Source organism: Photobacterium rosenbergii (assembly GCF_033022775.1).
Lineage (GTDB): Bacteria > Pseudomonadota > Gammaproteobacteria > Enterobacterales > Vibrionaceae > Photobacterium > Photobacterium rosenbergii_A.
Genome location: NZ_JAWJZI010000009.1, coordinates 120,388 through 139,316, shown reverse-complemented (window position 1 = coordinate 139,316; position 18,929 = coordinate 120,388). Strand labels below are relative to the sequence as shown.

The window sequence follows — 18,929 nt, the reverse complement described above, 5'->3', positions numbered from 1 at the left end:
GGCCCAAATCAAGGACCGTTCGTATCAGTAAAACCCGCTATGTGGTTCGCTCCAAACATCTTAATTGATAGGAGTTAGCCTGCAAGGGCGGTTTTTTTGTGCCTAATCAAGCTGAATGTTGTAAATTTGTATGATAATTCATCATCCAGATCACAAATTTGAAGCAGGGGGCTGAGGTGGAAGAGCCAAACGGGGTGTTGGCCGAGCCAGTGCAGCGGGAAATTTCCCGGCTTGCGGTATTGGCAGGGCAAAGGTTATTGCAACACGGGGCGGAGAGCACCTTGGTGATGGATGTCGCAAGGCGGTTGGGGTTGGCCTTGGGCGTCGATAGTGTCGAGGTATCTCTCTCTGCCAGCTCAATGGTTTTGACGACCTTGAGTGACGGCCGCTGTATCACCACCACTAGGCGGTGTCAGGATCGCGGCATCAATATGCAGGTGGTCACCGAGATCCAGCGGGTGTGTATCATGGCCGAGCGTGGCGTACTGGATGTTGACGGGGTGCACCAGCGCCTTGAGCAGATCAAACCGATGCGCTACAACCGCTATTTGGTAATTGTGATGATTGGCCTGTCATGTGCCTCGTTCAGTCGGTTGGCTGGTGGTGACTGGCCGGTGTTTGCCTTGACCTTTGTGGCTTCGGCGGTCGGTATGTTCGTTCGACAGGAGATCGCCCATTGCCATTTCAATCCATTGCTTAATTTTGGGGTGACCGCTTTTGTCACCACCTTGATTTCCGGATTTGGGCAGGTGTATCAAATTGGTGAAGCGCCTTTTCTGGCGATGGCGTCCTCGGTATTGATGCTGGTACCGGGTTTCCCGCTGATCAATGCCATCTCGGATATGGTCAAGGGCTACTCCAACATGGGGATCGCCCGCTGGACCATGGCCAGCCTGCTGACCCTCTCTACCAGTATGGGGATTGTCGCAGCTATGAACGTTCTTGGTGTGTGGGGGTGGCTATCATGATCACTGTCGATTTTTTGCTGGCCCTTGTCAATGACATGTTTTTTGCCCTGATCCCGGCGGTCGGCTTTGCTCTGGTGTTCAATGTACCACCTAAGGCGCTGAAGTACTGTGCCATCGGCGGGGCGCTAGGCCACGGCTGCCGCTTTGCCCTGATGCACTGGGGGCTGTCGATTGAGTGGGCAACCCTGTGTGCGGCAACCTTGGTCGGGATGATCGGCGTGCATTGGTCACACCGTTTCCTTGCCCACCCCAAGGTGTTTACCGTTGCGGCGATGATCCCTATGGTCCCGGGGGTGTTTGCCTTCAAGGCGATGATAGCCCTGGTCGAAATCAACCATCGGGGTTTTACCCCTGAGCTGTGGGGCCTGCTGGTGGAAAACATGCTCAAGGCGGTCTTTATCGTGGCTTCGCTCGCAATTGGCCTCGCCATGCCCGGCTTGCTGTTTTATCGCCGCCGTCCTGTGGTATAACTCTGCCAACAGGAAAAAGGAGAAAGTATGAAGATCAGTATGGTTGCCGCGATGGCCAAGTCGCGGATCATCGGTAAAGACAACGCCATGCCATGGCATCTGCCAGCCGATTTTGCCTGGTTCAAGAAAGTGACGATGGGCAAGCCGGTGGTGATGGGACGCAAAACCTTTGAGTCAATTGGCCGTCCTTTACCGGGCAGGCATAATATTGTGATCAGCCGTAATGCCGGCTATCAAGCTGAAGGCATCACCGTGGTTAGCGATATCGAAGCGGCGAAGCATGCTGCGGGCAATGTCGAGGAATTGATGGTGATTGGTGGCGGGAGTATTTACGCTGCTTGCCTGGAAGAAGCCGACCGCCTTTACCTGACCTTCATTGACTTGGATGTCGAGGGCGATACCCAGTTCCCTGACTGGGGGACTGATTGGCAGGAAGTGCACAGCGAGTCCTATGCGGCCGATGAAAAAAATGCCCATGACATGCGCTTTGTGGTCCTTGAACGCTAGTTAGGATTTCATTCCAATAGAAAGAGGCTTGCCTTGCGGCAAGCCTCTTTTGTTAGTAGGGGAATCAGCTGTATTTTAGGCGTGTACCGGACAAGCTTGCTCGAAGCGAGCACCATCCTCCCAGCGAAGCAAGGTCATGCTGTTGCCCCATACGCAGCCTGTATCGAGTCCTATCACTTGGCTGTCTTCATAACCCATAAGTGCTGCCCAGTGGCCGAAAATCATCTTCTTGTCCATCTCAGGGCGTGCCAGCGTGAACCATGGCACCAATTGATCGTTAGCGGCGTTATGAGGGGAAAGCTTGCAGGCCATATCGAGCCGGCCATCCGGGTAGCAGAAGCGCATACGGGTGAAGGCATTGATGGTATAGCGGTAGCGCTCGATACCTTGCAGATCTGCCGACCATGTATCGGGCCCGTTGCCGTACATGTTCTTTAATAGCCAAAGGTAATCATTACCTTGCAGTACACGTTCGACTTCCCTGGCCTGCTTTCGTGCTTGTTTCAAGCTCCATTGGGCGGGGATCCCGGCATGGGTCATCACAAAAGGCAACTCTGGATGCTCTGCCAGTAGCGGCTGATGGCGAAGCCAGTGCAGCAGTTCATCGCGGTCTGATGCGTCAAGAATAGGCTGGAGCTTGTCCTTGGGTTTGTTTTTGGCAATGCCTTCGGCTACCGCGAGCAGGTGCAGATCGTGATTGCCCAGTACGGTCGTTGCTTGTTTGCCGAGGCTTTTGACAAAGCGCAGCGTTTCTAGCGAGAGAGGACCACGGGCGACAAGATCGCCGGTGAGCCAAAGCTGGTCGTGCTGCGGATCAAAGCTGGCAGTATCGAGTAGCTGGCGCAAGTCATCGAGGCAGCCCTGGATATCGCCAACAAGGTAGGTCGACATAGTGATCCTTTAGTGGAGTATATTTGGCACTGACAAGCGGAATGGCGAGATTTCGGCGACAAACTCGTCACCGGTTTCATTGACCATGACGTAATGCCCCTGCATGACTCCCAATGGGGTCTCAATGATAGTGCCACTGGTGTAGGTGTATTCTTCATTGGCCGGAATGGTCGGTTGCTCGCCGACAACCCCTTCACCTTCAATCACCAGCTTCTTGCCGTTGGCATCGGTGATCAGCCAGCGTCTGCTGAGCAATTGTGCTTCACCGGCTCCCAAGTTGGCGATGGTGATGGTGTAGGAAAAGACATAGCGCTGGTTGTCAGGCTCGGATTGCTCTTCGATGTAGTGGGTGACGACCCGGCATTTGATGGTCGGGGTTACGTTCGTTGTCATTGTTATGCTTCCTTTCTTGGCTAGCTACCGGCACTTATAACTGTGCCGGTAGCTCAGGCAATTTCCCTGGCGAACGCAAATTACTTGGTGTGGTTTGCATCCAGCCAGTTTGCCATTGCGACAAACTGTTCCAGCGTCAGGTTTTCCGGACGCATGCTTGGGTTGATCCCCAGTGCTTCCAGTTGTTCACCCGTCAGCAGAGCCTTGTAGCAGTTGCGGATGGTCTTGCGGCGCTGGTTGAAGCCTTCGCGACAAACACGATCCAACCACTTAAGGTTAGTACATGGGTACGGCAGGGTTTCATATGGCGTCAGGCGAACAACGGCAGAGTCAACCTTTGGTGCTGGCTTGAATGACTCAGGCGGCACTTCCAGTACAGGCATAACGCGGCAGTAGTACTGGGTCATCACGGTCAAGCGACCGTAAGCCTTGCTGCCAGGGCCTGCTGCCAGACGGTTTACAACTTCTTTTTGCAGCATGAAGTGCATGTCTTCGACATGTTCATGGAATGACAGCAAATGGAAGATCAGCGGTGTAGAGATGTTGTACGGCAGGTTGCCGAAAATACGCAGCTTATTGTTTTCCCTAAGCAGCTGCGTGAAGTCGAAACGCATCGCATCACCTTCGTGGATAGTCAGCTTGTCAGCTAGATCCGGGTGATTACGAAGACGCTCGGCCAGATCACGGTCAAGCTCGATAACCGTGAACTTATCAACCATTTTGCCGACAGGCTCGGTGATTGCACCAAGGCCCGGGCCGATTTCCACCAGGTTTTGGCCTGGGCGAGGGTTGATGGCGGAAACAATGCCATCAATGATGTATGGGTCGTTCAAAAAGTTCTGGCCAAAGCGCTTACGGGCGCGGTGACCTAGGTGGACTTGATCGCTGCTCATGCTTGTTTTTCTACCAATTCGAGGGCGTGTGATAGCGCTGTCCAAAGGCTACCCGTGTCCGCCTGTCCAGTACCGGCAAGTTCCAGTGCGGTACCATGATCTACTGAAGTTCTGATGAAGGGCAGGCCTAACGTAATGTTGACAGATTTACCAAAGCCTTTGAATTTCAGCACTGGTAGCCCTTGATCGTGATACATGGCCAGAACCGTGTCGGCATCGGCCAGGTATTTTTCTTGGAAGATGGTATCTGCTGGTAGCGGGCCAACCAGATCCATGCCTTCCTGCTGGCGGAGTTGCTCCAGCGCCGGGCTGATCACATCGATCTCCTCGGAGCCCAGGCAGCCATCTTCGCCAGCGTGTGGGTTTAAGCCACAGACGTATATTTTGGGTTCGGCAATACCGAACTTGCTGACCAAGTCAGCGTGCAGGATACGAATCACCTGCTGCAGCCGCTGCTCGGTAACGGCCTTGGATACACAAGCTAAAGGGATATGGGTCGTAGCCAAAGCCACGCGCAACCCCTCGGTAGCCAGCATCATTACTACCTGAGCAGTATTCGATTGCTGGGCAAAAAACTCGGTATGTCCGCTGAACGATACTCCCGCTCGGTTAATCACCCCTTTATGGACAGGGCCGGTAACGACAGCGGCAAATTCGCCACTCATACAGCCCTGGGCTGCTCGCTCCAGGGTGCTGAGCACATAGTGACCATTCTGCTCGTTGAGTGTGCCTGCTTCCACTGTTGCTGCCAGTGGAGTATCGGCAACCACCAAGGTGCCAGCCTGGTGTGGCTCTGCAGCTTGGTTTGGTTCATAGGTTTTAACAACCAGTGGTAAACCGAGCTGGGCTGCACGTTCTACCATAAGCTGGGCGTTTGCACAAATAACAAGTTGGTGTGGCCAGTCTTGCTGGGCGAGGGCAAGTACCAAATCAGGCCCAATACCTGCTGGCTCGCCTGGGGTGATGGCTATTCGTTTAACCTTGGTCATCGGCACGTTCCGGCTGTTCGATGAAGGCACCAGCGCGCAGTTCCTGCAACCAGGCCTGGGCTTCTTCGTTGAATTTACGGCTGAATAGGATACGGTAGGCACGGTTCTTCACCGCAGCATCGGTGCGGTCGACATCGCGGCGATCCAACACTTCGACAATGTGCCAACCATGTACGGTTTTGAATGGTTCGCTGATCATGCCTTCCGGCAGTTTTTCTACTTTTTCTTTGAACTCAGGAACATAAAGGTCTGGTGTCTGCCAGCCAAGTTCACCACCGTTCGCAGCTGAGCCAGGGTCAGCACTCAACGCCTGGGCCGCATCAGCAAAGCTACGCTCACCCGCCAAGATAGAGCGGCGGGCTTGTTCTAGTTGCTCTTTGGCACCTTCATCGCTGAGGATCACTGAGGTTTTCACCAAAATATGACGGGCATTCACTTCGGTGACAGATACGGTTTCCAGCCCATCAACCTGGTTGATTTTCAATATATGGTAGCCCACACCGCTGCGGAAAGGACCGACGATAGCACCGGTACCCTGTGATTGGATTTGGTCAGCAAAAATGGTTGGCATTTCTTCTTTGCGCATCCAGCCCCATTCACCGCCCTGCAGGGCTTTAGGACCTTTAGAGTAGCTGTAGGCTAGGTTGGCAAAGTCAGCACCGTCTTTTAGCTCATTGACCAGTTGCTGCGCTTCTTTGGCGACTTCGTCACGTTCGACTGAGCTTGCCCCTTCTTCAACGCGCAGTTGGATATGGCTGATATTGTAGCGTACGCCTTGCTGCTCTTGCTGGCTCAGCTGACCGGCGAGGGTTTCCACTTCCTGCGGTAGGATGTTGATCCGGCGGCGAACCTGAATGGTACGGGCTTCGCTGGCAGTCATGTCACGGCGCATTTGTTCGCGGAAAATTGAATAGCTGATGCCATTGGCTGCCAGCATCTGCTGCAGTTGGCCAACGGTCATCTGTTGCTCGGCAGCCATCTGGTTGATTGCTTGGTCAAGGCGGTTATCATCGATGCGGATCCCGAATTGTTCGGCTTGCTGGAGCTGAAGGGTTTCCATCACCAACTGATCCATGATCTGGTTGATCAGTACATCGTCCGGCGGCAGTGGCTGGTTCTGGCCGGCAGCATTCATGCGGACTGTTTTCAGCATGGCATCGACATCGCTTTGCAAGATCACACTGTCGTTGACGATCGTGACTATCCGATCGAGCTCTTGGGGGGCGGCAACGGTGCCGGCAGAAAGGCCCAGTAGTGCAAGACCGAGCAGGCTAGACTTCCAATTTTTCATAGTTTGTTTCCATCTGGCGCAACGCGCGTTAAATCTTGACTGGAAGGGCTGCCCCTTCCGTCTATTAATTATTGAGGTAGAAAGGGCGGCCGTAGCCAATAGAATTATTGTCGCTCGTGGTACCGATTGGTGCCAACCCGAGGCCTATCAGACTGAACGAAATACTGAAGTTTTGTTCGTACTCAGCAGGGCTTGAAGACACATTCGAGCGTGTCTGAAGGTATTCGTTATAGCCCAGGCTGATCATCCAGCAGGCAGTGCGGAAGTTGAGGCTGATTTGCCCTTCCAGCATTTGGTTCTCGGTCAGGTCGTGGTAGTAATCACCGCGCAGTGTTACCCCATCATAGATAGGGAAACCGGTCGAAAAGCCAAGCTGGGAAATACCGTCTTTGGTATAGCGGTTGAGCTGATCTTCATCGAGGATGTTGTCCAGCAGGTACTCTTTTGAAATGTAACGATAGTTCACTTGGCTGAACGTACCACCTTCACGATATTCAATGGCACCATTGGCAAACTGAAGATCTTTCTTGCTAGCGTCGTACTGCAGCCCACCATGGAAGAACAACCAGTCATCGTAATTGAAGTCAGACTCAAGAGCGGTGGCCGAGTAGTTGGGACTGGTTTCAGTACCCGTATCTAGGTTTCTACCCGCATCATTGAGGTAGAAAATCTGCCCTACTGCAATATTAAAGCGCTCTTTGAACTCATTATCAAAGTAACGCGAGGTCGCACCCACGGTAAACTGATTGGCGGCGGCAATTCGGTCAACACTGGAATAGCGTTTATCGCGGAACAGGCCGTAGTAATCTGTTTGCATCAATGTTGTGTCATACGCATCATAGATACCTTGTTGATCAACATCTTTGACATATAGGTACTGGATTTGTGGCTCCAGGCTTTGGGTGTAGCTATCCCCCCAGATGAGGGTATCGCGCTCGAGGTACAAGCCAGAGTGGATACGGATGCTCGGCACGGTCCGCGAGACGCTTTCCTCGAGCTCAAGGCCTTTGTCGATGATCTCCTGAGCATTGGGATCAAAATCCTGATTGTAGTAGGTGTACATCAGCTTGGCTTCGCTGGTGACCGACCACCAAGGGGTGGCATAAGGCAGCGTCAGCGTGGGCTCCAAATGCACCCGGTCGGCAGAGGGCTTGGACTGGTCGTCATTTTCAAACCGGCTGACATGGCTGTTGAGGTGGAAGTCCAGCCCATAGGGCATATCGTCCTGGTAGTAGTTGACCTCTACCTGCGGCATCAGGCGGTAATTCGATGACACGCCGAGAGTCAGGGGCTGGAAGTCCCGGACCCGCAGCGTTGAATCCCAATTGAGGTCACGGTATGACACTTCAGCTGTTTGCAGCAGGTTGTTATCTTCTCGTTCACCAATGCTGGAATCGATATCCGAGAAATATGTTGGATCACTAACTTTGCTGAAATCTACTTCGAATAACCAGTGGCGGTTATACATACCATTGTGGGACCAGTTAAAGCCCCAACGAGGGTCTTTGTCAGAGTCTTTCTGATCGCTGCCTAGATATTCGCCTGATAGACTGCCTACACCAAAATCGGTTAAATACCGGAATTTGGAGTTGAGTTGCAACCCCCGGTTAGTCATGTATTTCGGCGTGATGGTCATGTCGTAATTGGGCGCGATGTTCCAATAGAACGGGGTTTCGAGCTCGAAACCGTCACGGGAGCCGTAGCTGAGTGACGGGTAGAGGAAACCAGTGAGACGCTCGTCGCCAACAGGCACCCGGAGGTACGGCATATAGAATACCGGGACATCCGCAACTTCGAAGCGGGCATTGTAGAGATCGGCAAATGGCGAATCATTTTCCCGCTCAATGCTGGTGGCCGAGAAACGCCAGCTCTTGTCTCCCGGCGGACAAGTGGTATAGGTGCCGTTTTTCAGGCGATAGTACGAGATCCCGTTCTTGGTCACCCGCTCGGCTTCGCCACGGCCTGCTTCACAAGTCATGTTGTAGACGGCGTTATCCAGCTGGGAGTCTTCGGTATCCAGGTTGCTCTGGATTCGGTCCGAGTAAACCTCGATGGTGCCATCATGGAAGTAGACGTTCCCTTCGGCTGTGACGATATTGGCTGGCTGTTCAAGAGTCGCCACATCCGCTGCGACGGTTCGGTTTCCCTGGCGTACAACCACATCACCGGTGTAGGTAACACTCTGGTTATTAAGAGCTTCAGCTTGGTCTGCGGTGACTTTGATGGGTTCGTTATTGGGATCGGCCGGCATTTGCTCCGGGGCAATGCAGGTACCGCGCACCATTGCCAGCTCGTCAGTGTCATCACTGACCGCAGAGTCGCCTTTGGCTGTCTCTGGGGCGGCTTGGTTTGCGTAAGCCACCGTCGGGCCGAATAGTGCCAGGCTGATCATGGTCGCCAATAAGCTGCGGGAAGTAGATGACATCTAACTAAACGTTCCTGTAATAAAGTTTTTAGCGCATTTGTTATTGTTAACCGGGTTTTGACAAGCTTTCCCGGTAAATGCCAGCTATGATAATGCAAATTCTATCCGACGGCATCTTTTGGCTCATTTTTTGGCTTTGGCTATCGGGTGTAATGCATGAGAAATATTTCTAAATTTAGCAAATTACCAGAGAGTAGCGAATGCAGGTTTGGGGCAAAATACTTGGGGCATTTTTTGGCTTCCTCCTTGGCGGGCCGTTTGGTTTGTTGTTAGGTCTCTTTTTGGGCCATAAGTTCGATAAAGCACGCGCAAAAATTTATTACGGTGGCGGGTTTGGCGGTTTTTCCGGTGGGCAGAACTCGGCAGAAAACCAGGCCGCCTTCTTTTATGCTGCCTTTGCGGTGATGGGACATGTGGCAAAAGCCAAAGGACGAGTCACTGAAGAAGAAATACGCGTAGCCAGCGTTTATATGGATCGGATGGGTCTGCAAGGCGAATCTCGCCGTCAGGCCCAGGAAGCTTTCCGCGAAGGTAAGGAAGAGCATTTCCCGTTGGAAGAGACTCTGATGAAGGTACGCCAGGGCAGCGGCGGTAGGGCGGACTTGTTGCAGTTTTTCCTTGAATTGCAAATTCAAGCGGCGTTTGCCGATGGGTCGCTGCACCCGAGCGAGCGCAAGCTGCTGCATGTGATTGCGCGTATTTTGGGCTTTTCTGCCCAACAGTTGGAGCAGCGACTGCATATGCAAGAAGCGGCGTTCCGTTTCCAGCAAGGTGGCTTCCACCAGCAATACCAGCAGCAGGGCGGGGCTTTCCGCCAGGCTCCGACCAAAGATCAGTTGGCTGACGCCTTCGAGCTGCTCGGTGTGCCGGAAACCGCTTCAGCCCAAGAGCTCAAGCGCGCCTACCGCAAGCAGATGAACGAGCACCACCCGGATAAACTGGCAGCCAAGGGTCTGCCGCCGGAGATGATGGAGCTGGCCAAGCAGAAGACCCAGGAGCTTCAGGCGGCTTATGATCTGATCCGCAAGGAGAAGGGGTTTAAGTAGGGACTTGGTCCTAGGAAAAGCGGGCCCTCGTCTCGAGGAAAAGCAAAACCCACACAGTTGACGGTGTGGGTTTTTTGTTATTCATCCCAGAGCCCCTAAACTACATTCTGCGCCTTGCCTGCCACAAACGCATTAATATTGTCGATAAGCTGGTTGGCGAGGGTCTGGATAGCGCTGTCCGAGCCCCATGCGACATGCGGGGTAAGCAGTAGGTTGGGCAAGTCGCTGTTGGCAATCAGCGGATTGTCATCGCCCGCCGGTTCTTCGGTGAACACGTCACACCCGGCCCCGGCGATTTCGCCGCTGCGCAGGGCGTCGACCAGAGCCAGCTCGTCGACCAATCCCCCGCGGCCGGTATTGATCACGATTGCGCTATCTTTCATTTGCTTCAGTTCGCCACGGCCTATCAGGTTACGCGTCTCGTCAGTCAGCGGACAGTGCAGGCTCAGTACATCGGCTTGCACCAGTACTTCATGGAATGGCTGGTAGCCCTCACGGCACGTCTCTGTACTTTTTCGCTCAGCAAATATGACCTTCATCCCCAATGCACGGCCGAGCGTTGCCATTGCTTGCCCCAAGCCACCGCTACCAATAAGCCCCAGTGTCGCCCCTCGGATATCATTGATGGGGTGGGTGAAAAAGCAGAACTGTTTTTTCTCCTGCCATACCCCTTGCTGGATATCACGGTGGTAGCCCAGCAGGTTGCGGCGCAGGGCGAACATCATGGCTACTGCGTGCTCGGGGACTGAGTCCACTGCATAACCGCGGATATTGCTTACCGTGATGCCATGCTCACGGCAATAGGCAAGATCGACGTTGTTGGTGCCGGTGGCGGCAATGGCCACCATCTTGAGTTTGGGTAATTTTGCCAAGATGCCTGCATCGAGTACCACCTTGTTGGTGATGGCGATGGTCGCGCTCTCCAGCCGCTCGATAACTTGATCAGGATGAGTGGATGGATAGTGTGTCCACTGGTGTTCAAAACTAGGGGAAGGAATCGTGATATGGGCAGGTATCGTATCGCGGTCGAGAAAAACAATCTGTTCCATGGCTCGTAAATTTTGGTTCGAGGATAATGGGATCAGTACACACTATCCCCGGCAGCCAACTCAAGCCCTAGGGTTTGGAATAGTGATCCGGTAAGGTTTTTTGGGGTGCGTCGGTAAAGAACTCGCACGGCGCAAACAGATGCATCGGCTCACCGCTTCGCGGATGGAAGAAGCTCAGCTCTGCGGCATGAAGCTGCAGGCGCAGTGCCATCGCCTTGGCCTCTGAATGAGCGTAGAAGCCATCTCCGAGAATAGGATGACCCAGTGCGAGCAGGTGAACCCGTAGTTGATGGGAGCGGCCTGTGATTGGGCGTAGGCGCACCAAGCTGGTGTTATCCTTTCTCTCAAGCACCTGATAATGGGTGACCGAAGGTTTACCATCTTCGAAACAGACCTTTTGCTTGGGCCGGTTTGGCCAATCGCAGATCAGCGGCAGATCGACGGTACCATTATCCAAGGTAATATCCCCAAATACTCGGGCGTAATAGACCTTCTCGGTGCGGCGCTCCTGAAACTGGATTTTCAGATTACGCTCAGCCTGTTTGTTGAGGGCGAGCATGATCAGCCCGGAAGTGGCCATATCAAGACGGTGGATCAGGTGCGAGTCGGGATAGTCGGCCCGAACCCGCGACCAGATGCTGTCATAGAAAGCCGGATCGCGGCCGGGGTTTGAGAGCATGCCGGATGGCTTGTTCACCACAATAATATCGTCGTCTTGATAAAGGATATCCAGCCAAGGCTCCATGGGTGGGTTGTAGTCTATCTCTGGCAGTGTGCTCATAGTTGCTTCTTTGGTTGCATGGTCTGCGAAAAATGGCCGATAAAGGTCCGTGAAACGGGAAGGCGGCGATAATATCAGCAATTGACCAGAAGACAATATTCTTGATGGTAAATCTGCAGGTGGAAAAAAGCCGCCCGGAAAGGCGGCTTGGTAGGCAGTGAGATTGGTCTTGAGTTAGCCGTGGCTAACGACAATCAAACGCAGTGAATCCAATTGGATTTGCGCCTTGGCAATATAGCCGGTCAGCTCTTCGATTTGGTTTTCGATCAGCTCAAGTTCGTCATCACGGATATTCGGGTTCACCGCTTTGAGCGCCTGAAGACGGTCTAGCTCAGCTCTTAGCGTAGCTTCCATCTCGGCTTGGGCTGATTCGCGGATAGTGACCAGTTCTCCGGAGACCACTTGCTCAGCACTTTCAATCAGGGTGTGAATGTCTTTCTGGACCGAGTTAACCAGCTTGCTGCCTAGGTGGCGGTTGACCGGGCTCAGCTGGCGGTTGAAGCCTTCGAACTCGACCTTGGCCGACAGGTTGTTGCCTTTGGCATCCAGCAGAATACGAATAGGCGTCTTCGGCAGGAAGCGGCCGATCCCGGACTGCTTCGGCGCCTGCGCATCTACCACATACACCAATTCCAGCAGCAGGGTACCGGCCGGCAGCGCCTTGTTCTTCAGCAGCGATACCGCAGTGGTGCCGACGCCTTCGGACAGCAGCAGGTCGATACCGCCCTGGATCATCGGGTGCTCCCAGCTGATGAAGTGCAGATCCTCGCGCGACAGCGCGGTGTCACGATCAAAAGTGATGGTACAGCCGTCGTAGGGCAGACCCGGGTAGCTCGCCACCATCATGTGCTCTGATGGCGTCACCACAATGGCGTTCTCGCCTTTGTCGTCCTGATTGAGGCCGATAGTATCGAACAGGCCAAGGGCAAAGGTCACTAGGTTGGTATCGCCGTCTTTGCTGCTGATCTCTTCAACCAGCTTCTGCGCATCGGCGCCGCCGTTGGAATGGATTTCCAATAGGCGGTCACGGCCTTGTTCCAGTTTACCCTTTAGTTCATTGTGCATAGCAGCGCTGCTCTCGATCAGCTCATCAAGCTGTTCGCCGTCAGGATTGTCGCTGGCCAGCAGTTCCAATAGGTTGCTGCTGAAGGCATCGTAAACGGCGCGGCCGGTTGGACAGGTTTCTTCGAACGCGTTCAGACCTTCGTTATACCAGCGGGCCAGAAGGGCCTGCGAGGTACCCTGCAGGTGCGGGACATGAATTTCGATATCACGTTTCTGGCCGATACGGTCAAGGCGACCGATACGCTGCTCCAGCAGATCCGGGTTATTCGGCAGATCGAACATTACCAACTGGTTGGCAAACTGGAAGTTACGGCCTTCCGAGCCAATTTCAGAACACAGCAGTACCTGGGCGCCGTCTTCTTCCTGGGCGAAGTAGGCGGCGGCCTTGTCGCGTTCGATGATCGACATGCCTTCATGGAACACGGTGGCACGGATCCCCTCACGTTCACGCAGGGCTTGCTCAAGGATCAGTGCTGTTTGGGCGCGCGAGCAGATCACCAGTACTTTTTCCTGGCGGTTGGCTTTTAGCATATCCAGCAGCCAGTTGACGCGTGGGTCAAATTGCCACCAAGTCGCAGAGTCGCCTTCGAATTCCTGGTAGATATCTTCCGGGTACAGCAGCTTGAAGGCTTTTTGCTCGACGCTCATCTTGCCGCCCATCATACCGGCAACACGCATCGCGGTTTGGTACTGGGTTGGCAGTGCCAACGGGTACATGTTGAGGTGACGTTGCGGGAAGCCCTTGATTGCAGCACGAGTGTTACGGAACAGTACGCGGCCGGTACCGTGGCGGTCCATCAGGTTGTCGATCAGCTCGTGGCGAACGGTTTGCTGTTGCTCTGGGTCGATGTCACCGGCTTCGATAATACGCAACATCGGCTCGATATCCTGCTCCGGCAGCAGCTCAACCAAAGTGTTCTTGGCATCGTCATCCAGCTTTTCGCCAGAGAGTAGGCGTGAGACCGCATCGGCAACCGGTGCGTACTGGCGCTCTTCTTCGACAAAGGCTTCGTAATCGTAGAAGCGATCCGGGTCAAGCAGGCGTAGGCGGGCAAAGTGGCTTTCGTGGCCCAACTGCTCTGGGGTTGCGGTTAGCAGCAACACGCCCGGTGCTTTTTCGGCAAGCTCTTCCACCACTTGGTACTGGCGGCTAGGCTTGTCTTCGCTCCACTCCAAGTGGTGGGCTTCATCGACAACCAGGAGATCCCAGTCGGCATCCAGCGCTTGTTCGAAGCGGCGTCGGCTCTTGCGCAGGAAGTCCAGCGAACACAGCACGTACTGGGCGGTATCGAACGGGTTGGCAGAGTCGGCAAATGCCTCGACACAGCGCTCTTCATCGAAAATCGAGAAGTGCAGGTTGAAACGGCGCATCATCTCTACCAGCCACTGGTGCTGCAGGGTCTCTGGCACCAGGATCAGGATACGCTCGGCACGGCCAGACAGCACCTGCTGGTGGATGATCATACCGGCTTCGATGGTTTTACCCAGGCCAACCTCATCGGCGAGCAGAACGCGCGGCGCGTAACGGCGGCCAACTTCATGGGCGATATACAGCTGGTGCGGGATCAAACCGGCACGCATACCGCACAGGCCGCGTAGCGGGCTCTTGTGCTGCTCGTACTGGTTTTTCAGGGCACGGTAGCGCAATGCAAAGCGATCCATGCGGTCAATCTGGCCGGCAAACATTTTGTCTTGCGGCTTGTTGAAGCGGATTTGGTTGCTGAGGAAAATCTCGCGCAGTGCGACATCCTCTTCACCGGTATCGGTACGGGTACCGAGGTAGGTAAAGACACCGCCGGTTTCATCGACCTGCTCGACCTTTAGCGACCAGCCGTCATGGCTTTCAACCACATCACCGACATTGAACATTACACGGGTCACAGGAGCGTCGTTGCGAGCATAAAGGCGGTTCTCTTCACTGGCAGAGAACATTAGAGTGACGGTTCTGGCATCGACAGCCACGACCGTACCTAGACCCAGATCACTTTCAGTATCACTGATCCAACGTTGACCCAAAGCAAATGGCATAGTGGTTAAAACCTTCTAATTATTTGAAATCAAGGAAAATGCGAAGCCGATGCGCCTGCATTTTTGAACTACACTCAAAGTAATACCGTACTAGATGGTATCCATCACCTGCCGTTGGCAGCGCGTATTGGTATATAAGTGTAGCCAGAATTCGCACCGGTAAAAAAGGGGAGTAATGTTACTGCATGCCGTGAGCAAGGTCACGGTCAATATGACAAGAAAGTACCAAACTGTAACTGTCACATTTATTTAATTATCTCCGGTCTTTAATAGTAACTATCCCGTTAATGCGGGCACAGGAAATACTCAGGTGGGACAACCACCGTTTTGTTACCAAGGAGGTACCTATGGATGAAGTTGGTAGGAAAGTTTTCGTTCTCGACACCAATATTCTGCTTCATGAACCCCTCGCTGTTTATTCTTTCAAAGAGCATGATGTCGTCATCCCGATGACAGTGCTCGAAGAGCTCGATCGCATCAAGGACAGTAAGCGTGATGTCTCGCGTGATGCCCGTGTTGCCATTCGTGCCCTGGAAGATATTTTCCGCGATGCCACCCCAGAGCAAATTGCCGAGGGGATCCCATTAAGCCCGCAAGGAGGTGAGCTAGGAAAGGTTTCTATTTTTGCTGATTACGAGGTGACCGAAACGGTCCACGCCTTTGCCGACAAGGCTGGGGACAACCGTATCCTCAATGGTGTGCTGTTTCTCCAGGCCCACTATGCGCCGCGAGAGGTGGTACTGATCACCAAAGACATCAACATGCGGCTGCGCGCCAAAGGGGCAGGGGTGTGTTATGTCGATGACTACCGTACCGACCAGTTGATTGACGATGTCAAAATGCTGACCAAGGGGTTCTACCAGTTCAGCGGTAACTTCTGGGAGCGTGTCGGTGAGTGTTATTCGGAGAAGAAAGGGCGCTCGACTGTCCATACCTTGCCTTCGGAGTTATTCGAGGCACCATTTATCAACCAGTACCTCATTGATGAGGACAGTGACTTTACGGGTCGGGTTCAGTCTATTGATGGTGAAACCCTGACCCTGAAAGATATCGGCCATGAGCGGCTCTTGAGTAAACAAGCATGGGGGATCCACCCGAAAAACATCTACCAGGGAATGGCGCTGGATGCCCTGATGGATCCGAAGATTGACCTGGTGATCCTAACGGGTCCTGCCGGATGTGGTAAAACCATCCTGGCCATGGCAGCGGCGTTGGAGCAAGTGATAGAAAAAGGCATGTATGACAAGATCATCGTGACCCGCAACACCCCGGAAATCGCAGAGTCTATCGGTTACCTGCCCGGTACCGAGGAAGAGAAAATGATGCCTTGGCTCGCGGCGGTGACCGACACCATGGAGGCATTGCACAAGAATGATGTGTGTACCGATGGCTCGATGAAGTACATCTACGACAAGGCCAATATTCAATTTAAATCGATTAACTTTATGCGCGGGCGTTCAATCCAGAATGCATTTGTATTGTTGGATGAGTGCCAGAACCTTACCGCCTCCCAGATCAAAACCATCATCACCCGTTGTGGGGAGGGCACCAAGCTAGTTTGTTCCGGTAACCTGGCCCAGATTGACTCCAGTTACCTCTCTCCTGTTACGTCGGGCTTGACCTATATCGTCGAGCGTTTCAAGAATTTCGAAGGCAGTGCCAACATTTACCTCAATGGCGTTGTCCGCAGCCGCTTGGCTGAATTTGCCGAGGAGAACCTATAGTCATATAGGCTCCATACGTTTCCCTTTTCGCAAAAGCGAGCCAACTGGCTCGCTTTTTCCTTATTGGGCTGTTTATTCTTCGGGTACGGGTAAGGATATTAGGTACTAGGTAACTAGTGACCGAGGTAGTGCTGGAGAGCCGGATCGCTCGGCAAGGTCAAGACCTCCTGGCAAGGGCCGAAGACTTTCACTTTTCCTTGGTAGATAAAGGCACATTTGTCGGCAATCTTCAGCGCATCTTCCGGGCTGTGGGTGACCATCAGTACCGTGGTGCCCTGCTCCCTGGCGAGCTTCCTGACCAGTTCCAGCATCTCTTTCCTTAGTGCGGGATCAAGCGCCGAGAAGGGCTCGTCAAGCAGTAGCAGCGGCCGCTGGCGGATCAGGCAACGCGCCAAAGCAACCCGCTGGCGCTGGCCTCCGGACAGTTGCTCCGGCAACCGGTCAAGGTAGCTCTGCAATCCCACTTTCGCGGCAGCCACTACCACCTGTTCTTTCTGGTCGTGAGTCAGTTTCAGCGCCGGGCTCAGGCCAAGGCCGATATTTTCATACACGCTCAGGTGCGGGAACAGGTTGTGCTCCTGGAACAAGATAGACAGTGGGCGCTTGGCCGGGTGCAGTTGGCTGATTGATTGGCCATTGACGGTGAGCGTACCGCTATCCGGGGTAAGAAAACCGGCGACCATGGCAAGCAGGGTGCTTTTTCCGGCCCCGCTCGGGCCGACGAGGGCGACGATATCCCCGGCTTCTACGCTGAGATCGAAGCTAAGCTGGGTGGATTGGCCGGGTTGCTTCGGGTGGTGGAAGCAATGTTGTAATTGCTGCAAATTTAGCATCATGGATTCCGGATGATCAGTTTTTCAACCAAGGAGAACAAGCCTAGGCTAAGGGTGAGCAGGGTCAGGGCTGCAACGGCAGCTGAGTCCATCTGGTAGCTGCCGAGCAGCTGGAACAGGTAGAGCGGCAAAGTCTGGAAGTCCTGGCTGCCAAACAACGCGATGGCACCCAAGTCACCGAGTGACAGGACAAAACCGATAGCCAAGGATTGGGCAAAAGGCTTTTTCAGGGCCCGCCATTCCACCAGTTTGAGCCGTGACAGCCCTGTCATGCCAAGGCTTTGGCACAAGGGCTCATACTGCTGGGCAACATGAAGCATCGGTTGGCTCAGGGTCTTGAGTACATACGGCAGGGCCATCAGGGCGTTGACCGCAACCACCACCCAGAAAGCGGCGGCAAAGGCATCGGTAAACTGGCGCAGCAGCAAGAAGATCCCGGTGCTGAGGACCAGCCCCGGCGTGACCAGAATGATCGTACCGATCAGATCCAGCCCATCAGCCTGCCAACGGCGGTGCTGGAGGCGCCAGTGCCTGCTGGTCAGAAGGATGGCAACGCCGCCAACCACAGCCAGCAAACATGCCAAGCTGGCGATTTGCAGTGAGTTGAGTACTGCCTGCCACAGACCGGGTGCTCCCAGCGAGTCGAGGGTTTGGCTATTGATCCCGGCAATGATAACTGCAGCCAGCGGCGGGAGCACCAGCAGCAAGGCAAGGCCGATCCATCCCCAGTCCCAGCAGCGGCTGGCAAGTGAGTCAAATTGGCTTTGGCGCGGGTTAGCGACAGATTGGCTCGAGGTGGCCAGCGGCTTGGCAAAGCGTTGGCTCAACAATACAAGGCTGCAGCACAGCAGCATCTGCCACAAGGCGAGAATAGCACCGCCGGCAAGGTCAAAGTCGTAGCGCAGAGCCTGGTAGATGGCCAGCTCAATGGTGGTTGCCTTCGGGCCGCCGCCCAGCGCCATGATGACGGCAAAACTGGTAAAGCACAGCATAAAGACCAGCCCGACGACATGGGGGAGTTGCTGGCGCAGTCTCGGCCAGGCAACAAAGCGGAAGGTGTGCCAGCTCGACATACCCAGATGGGTGGCTAGCTGGTGCTGCTCAAACGGGACCCCTTCCAGGCTTTGGACAAACAGGCGAGTTGCCAATGGCAGGTTGAGGAATACATGAGCGAGCAAGATCCCTTGCAGGCCATAGAGGGAGAAACTGCCCTGCCATCCCTGCTTAGCCAGTAAGCTGGTTAATACGCCGTTGTTGCCGTAGATCGCCAGCAGGCCAAATACCGCGACCAGTACCGGCAAAACTAAGGTCATGGCAAAGATCCGCATCAGCAAGGCTTTGCCCGGGAACTGCCGGCGTGATAGCGCGTAGGCGACGGGAATGGCAGGTAGGGTACTCAGTAGGGTTGAGAGCAGAGCCTGGGTGAAGGAAAAACCTGTAATGTGACGTAGATAAGGATCATGCCATAGCGAGGCAATATCGAGATCGCTAGCTTCATTGACCAGGGCGGCTAGGGCGCTTACCACCAGGCAAAGAATGAGCCCGGCGGTGATCAGGCCGGGCATCAGTTGGGTGT

Annotated in this window: 16 protein-coding genes; 5 read left to right on the top strand and 11 right to left on the bottom strand. The window is 54.1% G+C overall.

What is annotated here, in order from left to right; translation table 11 throughout:
• Positions 1-176 precede the first annotated feature (176 nt).
• Genes R2X38_RS18970 through folA form a run of 3 tightly spaced genes read left to right on the top strand, consistent with a single transcriptional unit; the run spans position 177 to position 1,945 of the window.
• Positions 177-968, top strand: coding sequence for a threonine/serine exporter family protein (locus R2X38_RS18970; RefSeq protein WP_317523909.1), 792 nt, complete (start codon positions 177-179; stop codon positions 966-968).
• Entirely contained in the window at positions 965-1,438 is a 474-nt protein-coding gene (locus R2X38_RS18965) for a threonine/serine exporter family protein (protein ID WP_317523908.1), read from the top strand. The genes R2X38_RS18970 and R2X38_RS18965 overlap by 4 nt, the downstream gene beginning before the upstream one ends.
• 27 nt (positions 1,439-1,465) lie before the next feature.
• Positions 1,466-1,945, top strand: a complete 480-nt coding sequence (gene folA / locus R2X38_RS18960; protein WP_317523907.1) for a type 3 dihydrofolate reductase — start codon at positions 1,466-1,468, stop codon at positions 1,943-1,945.
• Positions 1,946-2,020: 75 nt separating this feature from the next.
• On the opposite strand, the gene R2X38_RS18955 is transcribed toward folA, so the two are convergent.
• The 6 genes from R2X38_RS18955 to lptD all read right to left on the bottom strand — a co-directional run bounded on the left by R2X38_RS18955 (position 2,021) and on the right by lptD (position 8,827).
• Positions 2,021-2,836, bottom strand: a complete 816-nt coding sequence (locus R2X38_RS18955; RefSeq protein WP_317523906.1) for a symmetrical bis(5'-nucleosyl)-tetraphosphatase — start codon at positions 2,834-2,836, stop codon at positions 2,021-2,023.
• Between the two features lie 9 nt (positions 2,837-2,845).
• A complete protein-coding gene (gene apaG / locus R2X38_RS18950) occupies positions 2,846-3,229 on the bottom strand; it encodes a Co2+/Mg2+ efflux protein ApaG (RefSeq protein WP_317523905.1) in 384 nt (127 codons plus the stop codon).
• An 80-nt stretch (positions 3,230-3,309) separates the two neighbouring features.
• Entirely contained in the window at positions 3,310-4,122 is an 813-nt protein-coding gene (gene rsmA, locus R2X38_RS18945) for a 16S rRNA (adenine(1518)-N(6)/adenine(1519)-N(6))-dimethyltransferase RsmA (RefSeq protein WP_317523904.1), read from the bottom strand.
• Complete coding sequence (pdxA, locus tag R2X38_RS18940) at positions 4,119-5,111, bottom strand: 4-hydroxythreonine-4-phosphate dehydrogenase PdxA (protein ID WP_317523903.1); 993 nt, start codon at positions 5,109-5,111, stop codon at positions 4,119-4,121. Before pdxA ends, rsmA begins: the two co-directional genes overlap by 4 nt.
• Positions 5,098-6,402: a peptidylprolyl isomerase SurA gene (gene surA / locus R2X38_RS18935; RefSeq protein WP_317523901.1), complete on the bottom strand. Its 1,305-nt coding sequence runs from the start codon at positions 6,400-6,402 to the stop codon at positions 5,098-5,100. Before surA ends, pdxA begins: the two co-directional genes overlap by 14 nt.
• 64 nt (positions 6,403-6,466) lie before the next feature.
• Entirely contained in the window at positions 6,467-8,827 is a 2,361-nt protein-coding gene (gene lptD / locus R2X38_RS18930) for an LPS assembly protein LptD (RefSeq protein ID WP_317523900.1), read from the bottom strand.
• Positions 8,828-9,027: 200 nt separating this feature from the next.
• On the opposite strand from lptD, the gene djlA reads away from it, so the two are divergent.
• Positions 9,028-9,873 (top strand): co-chaperone DjlA, encoded by an 846-nt coding sequence (gene djlA, locus R2X38_RS18925; protein ID WP_317523898.1) that lies wholly within the window; start codon positions 9,028-9,030, stop codon positions 9,871-9,873.
• Between the two features lie 95 nt (positions 9,874-9,968).
• On the opposite strand, the gene R2X38_RS18920 is transcribed toward djlA, so the two are convergent.
• The 3 genes from R2X38_RS18920 to rapA all read right to left on the bottom strand — a co-directional run bounded on the left by R2X38_RS18920 (position 9,969) and on the right by rapA (position 14,796).
• Entirely contained in the window at positions 9,969-10,922 is a 954-nt protein-coding gene (locus R2X38_RS18920; protein WP_317523896.1) for a D-2-hydroxyacid dehydrogenase, read from the bottom strand.
• A gap of 67 nt (positions 10,923-10,989) precedes the next feature.
• Positions 10,990-11,703 (bottom strand): bifunctional tRNA pseudouridine(32) synthase/23S rRNA pseudouridine(746) synthase RluA, encoded by a 714-nt coding sequence (gene rluA, locus R2X38_RS18915; protein WP_317523895.1) that lies wholly within the window; start codon positions 11,701-11,703, stop codon positions 10,990-10,992.
• A 174-nt stretch (positions 11,704-11,877) separates the two neighbouring features.
• On the bottom strand, positions 11,878-14,796 hold the full coding sequence (rapA, locus tag R2X38_RS18910) for an RNA polymerase-associated protein RapA (protein WP_317523894.1): 2,919 nt from the start codon (positions 14,794-14,796) through the stop codon (positions 11,878-11,880).
• A gap of 347 nt (positions 14,797-15,143) precedes the next feature.
• On the opposite strand from rapA, the gene R2X38_RS18905 reads away from it, so the two are divergent.
• Entirely contained in the window at positions 15,144-16,520 is a 1,377-nt protein-coding gene (locus R2X38_RS18905; RefSeq protein WP_317523893.1) for a PhoH family protein, read from the top strand.
• Between the two features lie 113 nt (positions 16,521-16,633).
• Here the strand turns inward: R2X38_RS18905 and thiQ are convergent, their stop codons facing one another.
• Both thiQ and thiP read right to left on the bottom strand, forming a co-directional pair.
• Positions 16,634-17,353: a thiamine ABC transporter ATP-binding protein gene (gene thiQ / locus R2X38_RS18900; protein WP_317523913.1), complete on the bottom strand. Its 720-nt coding sequence runs from the start codon at positions 17,351-17,353 to the stop codon at positions 16,634-16,636.
• Positions 17,353-18,918 (bottom strand): thiamine/thiamine pyrophosphate ABC transporter permease ThiP, encoded by a 1,566-nt coding sequence (gene thiP, locus R2X38_RS18895; RefSeq protein ID WP_317523912.1) that lies wholly within the window; start codon positions 18,916-18,918, stop codon positions 17,353-17,355. The genes thiQ and thiP overlap by 1 nt, the downstream gene beginning before the upstream one ends.
• Positions 18,919-18,929 lie beyond the last annotated feature (11 nt).

Excerpts from the sequence above, each read along its gene's own strand:
- R2X38_RS18965 (WP_317523908.1), top strand. The coding sequence starts at position 965 with ATGATCACTGTCGATTTTTTGCTGGCCCTTGTCAATGACATGTTTTTT.
- folA (WP_317523907.1), top strand. The coding sequence starts at position 1,466 with ATGAAGATCAGTATGGTTGCCGCGATGGCCAAGTCGCGGATCATCGGT.
- R2X38_RS18955 (WP_317523906.1), bottom strand. The coding sequence starts at position 2,836 with ATGTCGACCTACCTTGTTGGCGATATCCAGGGCTGCCTCGATGACTTG.
- apaG (WP_317523905.1), bottom strand. The coding sequence starts at position 3,229 with ATGACAACGAACGTAACCCCGACCATCAAATGCCGGGTCGTCACCCAC.
- rsmA (WP_317523904.1), bottom strand. The coding sequence starts at position 4,122 with ATGAGCAGCGATCAAGTCCACCTAGGTCACCGCGCCCGTAAGCGCTTT.
- pdxA (WP_317523903.1), bottom strand. The coding sequence starts at position 5,111 with ATGACCAAGGTTAAACGAATAGCCATCACCCCAGGCGAGCCAGCAGGT.
- surA (WP_317523901.1), bottom strand. The coding sequence starts at position 6,402 with ATGAAAAATTGGAAGTCTAGCCTGCTCGGTCTTGCACTACTGGGCCTT.
- lptD (WP_317523900.1), bottom strand. The coding sequence starts at position 8,827 with ATGTCATCTACTTCCCGCAGCTTATTGGCGACCATGATCAGCCTGGCA.
- djlA (WP_317523898.1), top strand. The coding sequence starts at position 9,028 with ATGCAGGTTTGGGGCAAAATACTTGGGGCATTTTTTGGCTTCCTCCTT.
- R2X38_RS18920 (WP_317523896.1), bottom strand. The coding sequence starts at position 10,922 with ATGGAACAGATTGTTTTTCTCGACCGCGATACGATACCTGCCCATATC.
- rluA (WP_317523895.1), bottom strand. The coding sequence starts at position 11,703 with ATGAGCACACTGCCAGAGATAGACTACAACCCACCCATGGAGCCTTGG.
- rapA (WP_317523894.1), bottom strand. The coding sequence starts at position 14,796 with ATGCCATTTGCTTTGGGTCAACGTTGGATCAGTGATACTGAAAGTGAT.
- R2X38_RS18905 (WP_317523893.1), top strand. The coding sequence starts at position 15,144 with ATGGATGAAGTTGGTAGGAAAGTTTTCGTTCTCGACACCAATATTCTG.
- thiQ (WP_317523913.1), bottom strand. The coding sequence starts at position 17,353 with ATGCTAAATTTGCAGCAATTACAACATTGCTTCCACCACCCGAAGCAA.
- thiP (WP_317523912.1), bottom strand. The coding sequence starts at position 18,918 with ATGCCCGGCCTGATCACCGCCGGGCTCATTCTTTGCCTGGTGGTAAGC.